Annotated in this window: 14 protein-coding genes; 9 read left to right on the top strand and 5 right to left on the bottom strand. The window is 66.8% G+C overall.

Going from position 1 to position 11,457, the window contains the following annotated elements:
- Positions 1-105: 105 nt before the first annotated feature.
- Entirely contained in the window at positions 106-1,950 is a 1,845-nt protein-coding gene (locus tag ACFQ9K_RS04025; protein WP_378721254.1) for a hypothetical protein, read from the bottom strand.
- Between the two features lie 659 nt (positions 1,951-2,609).
- On the opposite strand from ACFQ9K_RS04025, the gene ACFQ9K_RS04020 reads away from it, so the two are divergent.
- The 6 genes from ACFQ9K_RS04020 to ACFQ9K_RS03995 all read left to right on the top strand — a co-directional run bounded on the left by ACFQ9K_RS04020 (position 2,610) and on the right by ACFQ9K_RS03995 (position 5,811).
- The gene (locus tag ACFQ9K_RS04020; RefSeq protein ID WP_378721255.1) at positions 2,610-3,011 is read left to right on the top strand and encodes a hypothetical protein; all 402 of its coding nucleotides are present in this window, start codon (positions 2,610-2,612) and stop codon (positions 3,009-3,011) included.
- Positions 3,008-3,805, top strand: a complete 798-nt coding sequence (gene atpB / locus ACFQ9K_RS04015) for a F0F1 ATP synthase subunit A (protein ID WP_378721256.1) — start codon at positions 3,008-3,010, stop codon at positions 3,803-3,805. Before ACFQ9K_RS04020 ends, atpB begins: the two co-directional genes overlap by 4 nt.
- Before the next feature lie 47 nt (positions 3,806-3,852).
- Positions 3,853-4,110, top strand: coding sequence for a F0F1 ATP synthase subunit C (locus ACFQ9K_RS04010; RefSeq protein WP_040742384.1), 258 nt, complete (start codon positions 3,853-3,855; stop codon positions 4,108-4,110).
- A gap of 6 nt (positions 4,111-4,116) precedes the next feature.
- Entirely contained in the window at positions 4,117-4,629 is a 513-nt protein-coding gene (locus ACFQ9K_RS04005; RefSeq protein ID WP_378721257.1) for a F0F1 ATP synthase subunit B, read from the top strand.
- Positions 4,626-5,201: a hypothetical protein gene (locus tag ACFQ9K_RS04000; RefSeq protein ID WP_378721258.1), complete on the top strand. Its 576-nt coding sequence runs from the start codon at positions 4,626-4,628 to the stop codon at positions 5,199-5,201. Before ACFQ9K_RS04005 ends, ACFQ9K_RS04000 begins: the two co-directional genes overlap by 4 nt.
- Positions 5,202-5,346: 145 nt before the next feature.
- Positions 5,347-5,811 (top strand): group II truncated hemoglobin, encoded by a 465-nt coding sequence (locus ACFQ9K_RS03995; RefSeq protein WP_378721259.1) that lies wholly within the window; start codon positions 5,347-5,349, stop codon positions 5,809-5,811.
- 1 nt (position 5,812) lies between these two features.
- Here the strand turns inward: ACFQ9K_RS03995 and ACFQ9K_RS03990 are convergent, their stop codons facing one another.
- Entirely contained in the window at positions 5,813-6,712 is a 900-nt protein-coding gene (locus ACFQ9K_RS03990) for a serine hydrolase (RefSeq protein WP_378721260.1), read from the bottom strand.
- A gap of 343 nt (positions 6,713-7,055) precedes the next feature.
- Here ACFQ9K_RS03990 and ACFQ9K_RS03985 point away from each other — a divergent pair, with 343 nt between their 5' ends.
- Positions 7,056-7,781 carry an LppP/LprE family lipoprotein gene (locus ACFQ9K_RS03985; protein ID WP_378982778.1) on the top strand — a complete coding sequence of 242 codons (726 nt, stop codon included), beginning with the start codon at positions 7,056-7,058 and terminating at the stop codon, positions 7,779-7,781.
- 100 nt (positions 7,782-7,881) lie between these two features.
- On the opposite strand, the gene ACFQ9K_RS03980 is transcribed toward ACFQ9K_RS03985, so the two are convergent.
- From ACFQ9K_RS03980 to ACFQ9K_RS03970, 3 genes are read right to left on the bottom strand one after another with little or no spacing between them, the layout of a single operon-like run.
- A complete protein-coding gene (locus tag ACFQ9K_RS03980) occupies positions 7,882-8,331 on the bottom strand; it encodes an SRPBCC family protein (RefSeq protein WP_378724053.1) in 450 nt (149 codons plus the stop codon).
- Positions 8,332-8,349: 18 nt separating this feature from the next.
- A complete protein-coding gene (locus ACFQ9K_RS03975) occupies positions 8,350-8,985 on the bottom strand; it encodes a vancomycin high temperature exclusion protein (protein ID WP_378724056.1) in 636 nt (211 codons plus the stop codon).
- Positions 8,986-9,011: 26 nt separating this feature from the next.
- Positions 9,012-9,518 (bottom strand): Lrp/AsnC family transcriptional regulator, encoded by a 507-nt coding sequence (locus ACFQ9K_RS03970; RefSeq protein ID WP_378724058.1) that lies wholly within the window; start codon positions 9,516-9,518, stop codon positions 9,012-9,014.
- Positions 9,519-9,581: 63 nt separating this feature from the next.
- Here ACFQ9K_RS03970 and ACFQ9K_RS03965 point away from each other — a divergent pair, with 63 nt between their 5' ends.
- Together ACFQ9K_RS03965 and ACFQ9K_RS03960 are read left to right on the top strand one after the other, a co-directional pair.
- Positions 9,582-10,460: a DMT family transporter gene (locus ACFQ9K_RS03965; protein ID WP_378724061.1), complete on the top strand. Its 879-nt coding sequence runs from the start codon at positions 9,582-9,584 to the stop codon at positions 10,458-10,460.
- On the top strand, positions 10,460-11,440 hold the full coding sequence (locus tag ACFQ9K_RS03960) for an aldo/keto reductase (RefSeq protein WP_378724064.1): 981 nt from the start codon (positions 10,460-10,462) through the stop codon (positions 11,438-11,440). The genes ACFQ9K_RS03965 and ACFQ9K_RS03960 overlap by 1 nt, the downstream gene beginning before the upstream one ends.
- The last annotated feature ends 17 nt before the right edge of the window (positions 11,441-11,457 follow it).

Raw genomic sequence — 11,457 nt, 5'->3', positions numbered from 1 at the left:
TCGCTATCCCGACGACGACGGCGACCACCGCCACCGCGGGCACGAACGCCGGGATCGCCAGCAGCATGGAGTGACTGGCGAGCACGTCCACGTGCTGCGCATACCTCACCGGCGCACCGCCTGCTTCATCCGCTCCGCGCGCACGTCGGCGCGGTAGGCCAGGTCGATCCGGGCCGCGCCCCAGGCCAGCGCCCAGATGATCACCAGCGAGCAGACCAGCACGATCAACGACGCGACGGCGAACAGCCAGGACGGATAGTCGGACGAGCGCTCCCGTTGCAGCAGGGCGGTTTCCACGACGAACGGGCGGGTGAACTCCTCGAGCGCGGGCACCTCGACGGCATCGATGCCGGGGTCGCCGGGCAGATACACCGGCACGCCGGTCAGCATGCGGCCGTCCTGCACTCGCAGCACCGTCTTCCAGTTGCCGTACGCCGGAACGGGTTTCGTGCTGACATAGTGCCCAGCCCCGGCCCGGATCAGCTGATCGACCACCAGCCCGCGGCCCGGCCGGGCGGACCCGACACCGCCCTGCCAGGCGAGCAACTGCACCCACTCCGGGTCGTCGCGCACCAGATCCGCCGGGCTGAGCGTGACCTCGGCGGTCACCATCCGGCCGCCGTTCACCGGTTCGGCATCCCGCAGCCGGACTGTCGCGGAGGCGTTCTCGGGGATGTCGACGCGCAAGCCGTTCGCGGTCGCGGCGGCCGCGATCAGCACCGCCGCGAGGACGAGACCACGCCGCAGCGCGGGCCGGGGCAACGCCTCACCCCGCAGGACCATGCCGAGCAACGCACCGAGCGCGCCGCCGGCGATGCCCACCGGCACCGTCGTGACCAGCGCCTCCGGCCACATCCCCGGCGGCCACCGATCGACGAACATCGCGTCGACCCAGCGCGATTCGAGCCAGAGCCCGGCGGTGGCCGCGGCGAAGCCGGTGAGCGCACCCCACCAGAGCGGCCTATCGATCAGGGGCAGCAGCGCAAGCAGTTCCACCACCACGGCGATGCCGAGATACAGCGGGAACACGCTGTGCGGCTCCCCGAGAATCGGTCCGACCAGCACCGCGACCGCACCGCGAACCAGGGCCGCGAACACCACCGCGACCAGCGCACTCCCCCGCCCGAGCGTGTAGCGCGCCGAGATCAGCGCGATCGTGCTCGCGGCGACGATCAGCATCGGCTGGAAGACCAGCCGGAACTGCTGCACGCCGAAGTCGAATTCGACCTGGAAGACCGACAATCCGATCAACAGTCCGCCGAAGGCGAGCGAGCGGAACACCCACAGGAGCCGGCCGTCGGCCCGGTCCGGATCGGGCCGGTCGAGCCGCCCCTCGAACTCCAGCAGCAGCACCGCGACCAGCGACAGCCCGGCGCCGCCGATCAGCATCAGATGCGTCGGTCCCCACAGCGTGACGTCCTGGCCGAACAACCGGTGCCAGATGTCATCGAGCGGAAAGCCGATCAGGGCGTACAACCCGACCGCGGCCATGAGTACCCCACCCACCGGCGCGTACCAGGTGCGGGTGATCCGGATCGCCGCCGGGCCTGGCTTTTCGTCCAGCGGCAGGATCACCGCCAACATCCCCGCGATGAAGAGGAAGAACAGCCCGGCCAGGATGAAGTAGTGCGCCGGATTGGCCAGCGGCCCAGGGTCGCGCCCCTTGCCGATGTGCAGGCTCACATCCCAGATGAAGCCGAACAGCGCCGTGAGGATGGTCGTGATGAACAGCGCGAGCGGCAACGCCACCCAGCCGGGCCGGTTCCCCCACTGCCCGAGCCGATCCGCCGCGTTCCGCAGCCAGGTGATGCGTCTGGTGCGATGGAGATAGGCCAGCCAGAACAGGACCGCGGCGATCACCATCGCGGCGACGGTCAGGCCGATGACCTGATTCAACGCGGCCCCGCCGCCCTCCGAACCCTTTGCCAGCACCGGGAACTCAGCCCTCATCGCGAACTTCTCTCTGTTACCCGAAGTCTCTTCAACTTCGAATGCCCATCGAACGCGCAGGTATGCGATCGGACACCCGGCCTGCGCAGATCTGGGCGGACTCACAGCGGAGCGGCCGTCGAAATGGTGCCGGTTCCCAGTTTGCCGATCTTGCCGATGGTTTCGGCCCCGACCGGACGCACGCGTTTCTTGTGCACTTGCCCGAGCGGACTTACCGCGGGCGGCCGATCACCCGGTTATCGGCAGCAAGTAATCAGCATCCTTAATTCGGACAAATCGGACAAACAACATAAGTTGGGACAAATCGAAAATCGGCGGTGACACGTCATTGTCAAGCCCTTTGCCGAAAGTCGGTATGTTGCCGCCGATTCACCGCACCTGTGGCTATACTCCTCGCACGCAGAACCCCGCCCCCTCGGTCGCATCCGGGCAGATTCCATGGGCGGCAGAGTTTTCCCACGTCAGCCCGTTCCGAAAAGGCCATGCGGCACATGAGGAATGGTGCCGCGCGTGCACGAAGAACGGTTTGCGAGAGTAACCAGATGATGTCTGTAACCAATTTCAAGATCAAGTCAAGAAAGATCAAAAAGCTTGCCACGCAGGGTGGTTGGCATGTGTATGCTATCGATTCATCACGTCCCCCACTATGAGGTGGGGGTATGGGCGAGGGCGGTGTCGGTGTGGACGTGAATAAGATCCAAATACGGCGCGCGGCCATTGCCGCGATCGCTCTGGGTGTGCTGGCTCTGGGGATTACCGGGCTGATCGACCGACTCCTGCTGGGTACCTTCATCTGTGGCGGACTCGCGGTCGGTTGGTTGAATGCCCAACTCACGTTGTGGGCCATCACCCGAATTGCCAGTTCCGCGGCGCCGAGCAAGCAGCGTTTGGTAGGTTCCTCCGCGCTACGACTGCTCGGCATAACCGCGGGCGCCCTCCTGGTGGCATTCCTTGCTCGCCCCAATGGCGTCGGTATCTTCTTCGGCTTGGCCCTCTTTCAAGTCGCCCTGGTCCTCAACACTGTCCTGCCTGAATTGAAAGGGCTTCGCCAGACACCATGACGATCCCAGCCATTTCATTTGCCCAGCTGGCCTCGAGCGTCACGGTGCTCGCGCAAGAGGCGCCCGCCGAGGAACCCAAGATCAAGGTCGGCCACCACGCGGTGGCACACGTCTTCGGCATGGCCTTCAACGTGGACACCATCGTGTCCACCTCGGTCGCGGCGCTCATCGTGCTCGGTCTGGCCTTCTACCTGCGACTCAAGATCACCTCCGGGGTTCCGAACGGCGTGCAGCTGTTCTTCGAGACCGTGACGGTGCAGATGCGCGGCCAGGTGGAAAGCGCCATCGGCATGAAGGTCGCGCCGTTCGCGCTGCCGCTCGCGGTCACCCTGTTCGTCTATATCTTGTTGTCGAACTGGTTGTCGGTGCTGCCGGTGCAGATCGGCGACGGCGAGTTGCTCGCGCCGCCCGCCTCGGACGTCAACTTCGTCTATGCGCTCGCGCTGTTCGTCTTCATTGCCTACCAGTCCGCCGGCATCGCGCGGCGCGGCCCGTTCGGGCACGTGAAGCAGTTGCTGAAGGGCCATACCGGGTGGGGCCCGATGGTGTTCATCAACGTCATCGAGGAAATCGCCAAGCCGCTGTCGCTGTCGCTGCGATTGTTCGGAAACATGTTCGCCGGCGGCGTGATGCTCTCGGTGATCACGTTGTTCCCGTTCTGGATCAGCTGGGGCCCCAATGCCGTCTGGAAACTGTTCGACTTGTTCGTCGGCGCAATTCAGGCTTTCATCTTCTCGCTGCTGACCGTCCTGTACTTCAGTCAGTCGATGTCGTTGGAAGACGAACACCACTGATCGGCGAGGTGCCGATCGAGTCCACATCCGAGAATAGGAAGTAGAAAATGGCAGACCCAACCACCGCGTCCATCATCCAGGGCGCCCTCATCGGCGGCGGCATCATCATGGCCGGCGGTGCCATCGGCGCAGGCATCGGTGACGGCCTGGCCGGCGCGGCGCTGATCAATGGTGTAACCCGGCAGCCGGAGGCCGAGGGTCGGTTGCGCGGCATCTTCTTCCTGACCGTCGGTCTGGTCGAGGCGGCGTACTTCATCAATCTGGCCTTCATGGCGCTTTTCGTCTTCGCGACTCCCGGCAAGTAACCGGGCATGTCTCCGAGAACCGATGTAGTTGCCGCGGAGAACTTCCTCATCCCCAACGGCACCTTTTTCGTCGAGTTGCTGATCTTCCTGATCGTGCTCGGCGTCATCTGGTTCTTCGTGGTTCCGCCGATCCGCAAGGTTCTGGAGGAACGCGAAGAGCGGGCCGCAGAGACCCTGGCGACGACCAAAGAGGCGAGGCAATTGTTCGCCGAGGCCGAAGCCAAGCATCAAGCGGCACTCGAGCAGACGCGGTCGGAAGCGGCCGCGATCCGGAGCAAGGCGCGCGCCGAGGGCCGGGAAATTCTCGAGGAGATGCGCGGACAGGCGCAACAGGAAGCCAATGGCATCGTCGCCGAAGCCGAGGCGCAATTGCGGGCACAAGCGGATCAAATCGCCGCGGAGTTGCGCGAGACGGTCGAGCCGCTGGCTCGATCGCTGGCCGACCGCGTGGTCGGTGTCGATGATGAGCGGCGGGCCGAGACGAGTCGAGGCCGGCAGACAGGACGGGCGTCGTCATGACTCCTAGCAGCGACATCCTTGCCGAGGGCATCTACCAGATCCATTTCGAGTGGCAGGTGTTCTTCAGCCAGCTGTTCGGCTTCGCCGTCATCATCTGGGTGATCGTCAAATACGTTGCGCCGCTGGTCAAAAAGATGATGGTCAAGGCGCAGGAAGACATTCGCAAGCAGATCGAGGAGAACGAGCAGGCGGCCGCCCGGCTGAGCAAGGCCAAGCAGGTCTACGACGACGGGCTGGCCGAGGCGAAAGCCGAACTCGCCCAACTGCTCGAGGACGCGCACGCCGACGCCGAGGACATCGTGGTGAAGATGCGGGAAACCGCCGCCGCCGAGGTCGAACGCGTCGGCAAGCAGGGTCGCGACCAGATCGAGTTGATGCGCAGGCAGCTGATCCGCGATCTCAAGGCCGACTTCGCCAAGCAGGTCATGACGCACACCACCGAGAGCGTGCGCGAGCAGGTCCAATCGCCGCAGATCAAGTCCGACGCGGTCGAGCGGTTCCTGGACGACCTGCAGGCGATGGCGAACACCGGATCGTCCGGCCGGACGCGCACCCAGTCCCAGTGGAACTGAACCGGCACCGTCGACGGACCTGAGCCCCACTCGCCGCACTCGAGCGGGGCCCTCCGTCGGAAAACCGCTCGGCCTGCTCCGGCCGCGGCCACTATGCTGGCGCTTGTTCGATTAGTGCCATGCCGTTGTGGATCGGAGTTCAATAATGACGGAGGCAACGCCCACTCTGTACGAATGGGCCGGGGGCACAGCGGCTTTCGAGGCGCTCACCGAGGTTTTCTATCGCGAGGTGCTGAAGGACGAGCTGGTCGGCCCGCTGTTCGCCGGCATGGATCCGGGACATCCGAAGTATGTCGCGATGTGGCTGGCCGAGGTCTTCCGCGGACCGGAGGCCTACAGCACCGACCGCGGCGGTTACGCGCACATGGTCCGCCAGCATCTCGGCAAGGCGATCACCGAACCCCAGCGCCGCCGCTGGATCAATCTGCTCATGGACGCCGCCGACGAGGTGGGCATGCCGAGTGACCCGGAGTTCCGCTCCGCCTTCTTCGCCTACATCGAATGGGGCACCCGGCTCGCCCACGCGAACTCCCAGCCCGATGCCACGCCGCCGCTGAAAGCGCCGATGCCGCACTGGGGTTGGGGCGAAGCGCCGCCCTACCGGCCCTGAGCTAGCTGAAGTAGTCCTTGAACAGGATCTCGCTGACCTTGGTGACGGTCTCCCGGCCGACCTGGTAGCCGTCGTCGACCACCTGGGTGTTGTTCATGATGGCGACGGTGAATTGCTCACGCGGACCGACGAATCCGACGGAGTTCATCAGCCAGGAGCCGTCATCGTTGTCATCGGACCAGCCGTTCTTGTTCCCCGGCGCCGCCCGGTCTCCCGCGCCCCAGACACCCCACTGCTGGTTGGTGTCCAGAGAGTCCCCGCCGTCGACCGAGCGCATCTCGTCGACGAGGTAGGCGCGGTGCCGGGCAGGCATCTTCTCCAGGATGAAGTCGACGAGTTGCTCGAGGTCGTTCGCGGTGGCCAGGATCCAGCCCCAGGAGTCCGGATGCCGGTCGGCGAACCGGATACTCGCCATGCCGAACGACCGGAACCGCGGCGCGAACGTCTTCTCCCCGCCATAGCGCTCCCACAGGGTGGTCGCCGCGTCGTTGTCGCTGGAGTGCAGCATCCGGTGCATCAGCTCGCGGTCCTCGGCACTGAGCGTGATCGCACCCAGGTCGGCGCGCAGCAGCAGGTCGGTCGCGATCGCCAATTTCGGGGTGGAACAGGCCCAGATCGGGGTGGCCGCATTCGCGTTGCGCCACACCGCACCCGTACGGCGGTCCCGCACCACGATCCCGGTGAACCCGGGACGGCTCTTCGCATACGCCTCGGCCTGGGCGATGCGCGAGCTGAACGCGGTATCGAAACCGCGCGCCACCCTCGGCGCCTCCCGCGCGGGGTGCTCGGGTACCGGAGCGGGATGCTCGGTCCCCCGCGGCTCGTACATCAGCGCGGCCGCGACCACGGAGCCGGCCACGAGTAGGCCGGATAGCACGAACGGCACCCTCGACTTCCGCATGAACGCCCATCCCTCGCTGTGTCGCTAGACGGAAAACGCAGGTCACCGGTAGTGCTCGGTGCTCTGCATCTTTCCCAGCGGACCGCGCGGGGGCAACCCGACACTCGGAGCCTGGGTCGATTCGACTGTGTACGTCGCCGCCCCCGACATCGGGGGCACTATTTTTGCTGAGGCGCATCTCGGGTGAAACTTAGTAACACGGACCGGAATTCACCCGATGACCACTATGTCGTCGCGGGTTCGCGGATGGAGGACCGCGCTCGGACTTCGGGAGACCGGAGTCGTCGCGAGGACACGGCAGTACGGAAAACCACAAACCGACCACACCGATTCCGGGGGTTCAATGAACGTCAAGTCATGGGCTTTTGCCGCACTAGCCGCCAGCGTCGTCCTCGGCGCCACCGGCTGCGGTTCCAGCTCGACGCCGCAGGCGGCGTCCAGGACGCCGATCCCGTCGGCCGCGCCCGCAGCACCCGGCGCGTCGACGCCGGCCGCGCCCGGCGACACCGATCAGCCCGGCACGCCGCCGCAGGCGCCCGCCAAGGCGCCCGCGACCGAGAAGGCACCGCCGCCCGCGAGCGTGCCGGTCGACAACAAGGAACCAGCGCCCGCCCCACCCCCGCCGCCGGCGGCCGATCAACCACCCAACGGCAGCGGACACGGCCTGTGCTTCGACTCGAATTCCCAGCTCGCCCGCAACGCGGTGAGCCGGCTGGCGCCGAACAAAGGGGGATACCCCTGGGTGATCCTCGAGGCGAGCACTGACCCGATCGACGCGGGCTGCTCCGGCGTCCTGTCCTGGATGCTGGTCGACTGGGACGGCAGCCACCCCGGCTACCACGTCCTGTTCTTCACCAACGGCACCTACTTGGGCACAGCGACATCCAAGTACTACGGCTACACCACCGTCCTCGGCAAGACCAAGAACACCGTCTCGGTCCAGTACCGCTGGGCCCTGCCGCAAGATGCCCTGTGCTGCCCATCCGGCGGCCCCTCCACCGTGACCTACACCCTGAACGGCACCACCGTAACCGCCCAGGGCCAGTTCCCCCCGGACCCGGACAAGTAGACCCGCAGCAAAAGGCCCCTGCCCCTCCATCTTCGAAGCGGCAGGGGCCTTTTGCTCGGCACCCCTGGCGCAGAGCCCGGCGGGCGCGCAGACACGAGCTTCAGCCGCGCTCGGCCAGCGTCCGCAGCAGTGCGAGGTCTCGGCGGAACGTGCGGGCGAATAGTGGTGCGAAGAGGCGCATTCCGAGCGCGCCCGGGAGGCCTAGGGGCGGGTGCAGGTGCTCGGTCCAGTTGAGCCGGGAGACTCCATCGGACAGTTCCGTCAGTCGGATGTCGCCGCGGCCCTTGACCCAGCCCAGGTGCACGATGCCGAGGTGGATGGGGTCCGATCCGTTCGGCGGCTGCCACACGTCGACGCGGATCCGGTCTCGGGTGGCGATTCCGCCGATGCGCACGGTGGTCGCCACTGTCGTGCCGACGCCGGAGCGCTGGGCCGACACCACCGCGAAATCCGACGCCTCGCGCATCCACTCCCCCTGGTTCTCCCAGTCGGTGAGTAGCGCCCAGATACGTTGCGGCGCAGCCGAAATATCGGTGCTTACGGTTACCACGACGGGACGCACTGCGGGTCAGCGTCCGATCAGGGCGGCGACGGCTTTGGGTGCGGCGAGCCATTCACGAATGTTGTTGCGGATCAGGGTCGTTCGCCGGCACTCGCAGTAAGCAGTGACCCCGTCGGCATCGATGCCTTCGGCGCGGCAGAGGGCGACGGCCCGCGGCACATGCTGGTACTGGGTGACGATGATCGCGCGATCGATCCCGAACAATCGTTTCGCGCGTTCGCAGGTGGCACGCGTGGACAGCCCCTCCCCATCGGTCCGGACGAGCGCCGGATCGACTCCGTGATCGGCGAGATACTTTGTCATCGAGGCGATCTCGTCGCCGGAAGTACCCGCCGCGTCACCGGACACCAGAACCTCGTCGGCTTTCCCTGCCCGCAACAACTCGATCGCGACATCGAGCCGGCCACGCAGATACGCCATCGGCGTACCGTCCGGCCCTACCTTCGCGCCGGGCACGATCACCACCGGAACCGCGGGCGCGTCGGCCGCCTCGAACCGATGACCGGACGACACCAGCCACAGCCGGCCGTTCGCCCCGACCACGATCAGCACCAGCCCGGTCGCGGCGACCGCGGTCACCCTCAGCACCCGGCGCGTCCAGCGCTTCCCCGCACCGTTCGGCAGCTTCCGATCATCCACCACGGCAACCCCTTTCCCGTCGACGCACGCTAACGCTTGTCCAGCACCGGAACGGGCAACGGCCGCCGCGGCACCGGTTCGGACACGACGATCGAGGTGGTCGTCTGGCCGAACATGAGGAAGCCGTCGAGCAGTTCCTCCAGCTCGCCGATCGAGGGGCCGTGCACCTTGAGCAGGAAGCAGTCCTCGCCGGTGATCCGGAAACACTCGACCACCTGCGGTGTGTCCTTGGCCGCCGCCACGATCTTGGGCAGCTGGCCGGGTCCCGGCCGGATCCGCACCAGCGCGGTCACCGGCATGCCGAGGGCGGCCGGATCGACCTCCATCCGGAAGCCGGTGATCACGCCGAGGCGTTCCAGGCGCTGCACCCGCTCGGTGACCGCGGGCGCGGACATGCCCACGCGGCGCGCGAGTTCGGACATGGACAGCCGCGGATCGGCGTGCAGCTCGTTGAGCAGCCGCACGTTTACCTCATCCAGCAGGCGCGATCGCTCGATGAAGGAATCTTGGCCATTCGACCTTGATTTTCCAGACAACTGACGCCAACTTCCTGGAGAGTGCCATTCCAGCCGCGAATGTTTCTTTGCAAGATACTCCGCATGACGAAACCGTCCGAGATCACGGCGCGGCGGGTGCCCGCCGCGGCGTACTTCGGGGTCAGCGCGATCTTCCACTATCTGGGACCGGCCCTGGCCGTGCTGCTGTTCGCCCGGGTGGATGTGCTGGGCGTGGCTTGGCTGCGGATCGCCAGTGCCGCAGTGGTATTCGCGCTGTGGCGGCGGCCGTGGCGGTTGCTCGAACACCTGACCTCGGCGCAGCGCCGGGTGCTGCTCGGGCTCGGCGTCCTGCTCGCGGCCATGAACGCGGCGTTCTACCTGGCCCTCGCCCGGCTGCCGCTGGCCACCGTGGGGGCGATCGAATTCGCCGGCATCATCGTGCTCGCCGCGATCGGAATGCGCAACGGCCGCAACGTGTTCGCCCTCGTGCTCGCGGTCGCCGGGGTGCTCGCGCTGACCGACCTCCGACTCGCCGGACAGCCGCTCGGATTCGCCTTCGCGTTGATCGACTGCGCGCTGTTCATGCTCTACGTGATCCTCGGCCACCGGATCGCCAATACCGGTGCCGGGATCTCCGGCATCGACCAGATCGGCGTCGCGATGCTGATCGGCGCGGTGGTCTCGACGCCGTTCTGCTTCGGCGCCGCGCTTCCCGCGTTCACCAACCCGGCGGCGCTGCTGGCCGGAGCGGGCGTCGGCATCTGCTCGTCGGTCATCCCGTATGTGACCGACCAACTCGCCATGGCCCGGCTGCGCCGGGACACCTTCGCGCTGCTGCTGAGCATCCTGCCCGCGGTCGCCACGGTGATCGGGATCGTCGTGCTCGCCCAGGTCCCCACCATTCAGGAACTGACCGGCATCGCGCTGATCGCCGGCGGCATCTCGATGCACCAGGAACCACGAGAAACCAAGGAGAAATGATGGAATACCTACGACTGGGCGCCTCCGGCCTCGTCGTGTCCCGGCTCTGCCTCGGCATGATGAGTTACGGCAGTCCCGCCGCGCGGGATTGGATACTCGGCGAGGACGCCGCGGAGCCGATCGTCCGGCAGGCCGTCGAGTCCGGCGTGACGTTCTTCGACACCGCGGACATGTATTCCGGCGGGGTCAGCGAGCTGGTCACCGGGCGGCTGCTCGCCAAGCTGTTTCCCCGCCGCGACGACTACGTGCTGGCCACCAAGGTCTACTTCCCGATGGGCTCCGGCCCGAACGATAAAGGCTTGTCCCGCAAGCACATCATGGCCGCGATCGACGCCTCACTCGACCGGCTCGGCCTCGACCACGTCGACCTGTACCAGATCCATCGGTGGGACTACGAGACGCCGATCGAGGAGACCATGAACGCGCTGCACGACGTGGTCGCCGCCGGAAAGGCCAGATACATCGGCGCGTCGAGCATGTTCGCCTGGCAGTTCGCCAAGGCACAGCAGGTGGCCGAGGCGCACGGCTGGACGAAATTCGTCTCGATGCAGAACCACTACAACCTCGTCTATCGCGAGGAGGAGCGGGAGATGATCCCGCTCTGCCGCGATCAGGGCGTCGGCATCATTCCGTGGAGCCCACTGGCCCGCGGGCTGCTGACCGGCTCGCGCGTGCGCGGCGGCGGACCGACCACCGCGCGCTCCGGCACCGACCCCATTGCCGACGATATGTACGTCGATGACGACTTCGACGTGGTCGACGCGGTGCGCGCGGTCGCCGCCGAGCGCGCGCTGCCGCCGGCCCAGATCGCGCTGGCCTGGTTGCTCGGCCGGCCCGGGGTCACCGCGCCGATCGTCGGGGCCACCAGAGCGGAACACCTCGCGGACGCGCTCGACGCGCTGCGGGTACGGCTGAGCGACGAGGAGGTGGCGAGGTTGGCGGCGCCGTACCGGCCGCACGCCGTGCTCGGCCACCACTGACCGCGGCCGCCGGTGCC

This window comes from Nocardia sp. NPDC056564, from assembly GCF_042793755.1.
GTDB lineage: Bacteria > Actinomycetota > Actinomycetes > Mycobacteriales > Mycobacteriaceae > Nocardia.
This window is presented reverse-complemented; position numbering and strand designations above follow the sequence as displayed.

What these genes read in the sequence shown, in the direction of transcription:
- ACFQ9K_RS04025 (WP_378721254.1), bottom strand. Translation starts at nt 1,950, where the DNA reads ATGAGGGCTGAGTTCCCGGTGCTGGCAAAGGGTTCGGAGGGCGGCGGG.
- ACFQ9K_RS04020 (WP_378721255.1), top strand. Translation starts at nt 2,610, where the DNA reads ATGGGCGAGGGCGGTGTCGGTGTGGACGTGAATAAGATCCAAATACGG.
- atpB (WP_378721256.1), top strand. Translation starts at nt 3,008, where the DNA reads ATGACGATCCCAGCCATTTCATTTGCCCAGCTGGCCTCGAGCGTCACG.
- ACFQ9K_RS04010 (WP_040742384.1), top strand. Translation starts at nt 3,853, where the DNA reads ATGGCAGACCCAACCACCGCGTCCATCATCCAGGGCGCCCTCATCGGC.
- ACFQ9K_RS04005 (WP_378721257.1), top strand. Translation starts at nt 4,117, where the DNA reads ATGTCTCCGAGAACCGATGTAGTTGCCGCGGAGAACTTCCTCATCCCC.
- ACFQ9K_RS04000 (WP_378721258.1), top strand. Translation starts at nt 4,626, where the DNA reads ATGACTCCTAGCAGCGACATCCTTGCCGAGGGCATCTACCAGATCCAT.
- ACFQ9K_RS03995 (WP_378721259.1), top strand. Translation starts at nt 5,347, where the DNA reads ATGACGGAGGCAACGCCCACTCTGTACGAATGGGCCGGGGGCACAGCG.
- ACFQ9K_RS03990 (WP_378721260.1), bottom strand. Translation starts at nt 6,712, where the DNA reads ATGCGGAAGTCGAGGGTGCCGTTCGTGCTATCCGGCCTACTCGTGGCC.
- ACFQ9K_RS03985 (WP_378982778.1), top strand. Translation starts at nt 7,056, where the DNA reads ATGAACGTCAAGTCATGGGCTTTTGCCGCACTAGCCGCCAGCGTCGTC.
- ACFQ9K_RS03965 (WP_378724061.1), top strand. Translation starts at nt 9,582, where the DNA reads ATGACGAAACCGTCCGAGATCACGGCGCGGCGGGTGCCCGCCGCGGCG.
- ACFQ9K_RS03960 (WP_378724064.1), top strand. Translation starts at nt 10,460, where the DNA reads ATGGAATACCTACGACTGGGCGCCTCCGGCCTCGTCGTGTCCCGGCTC.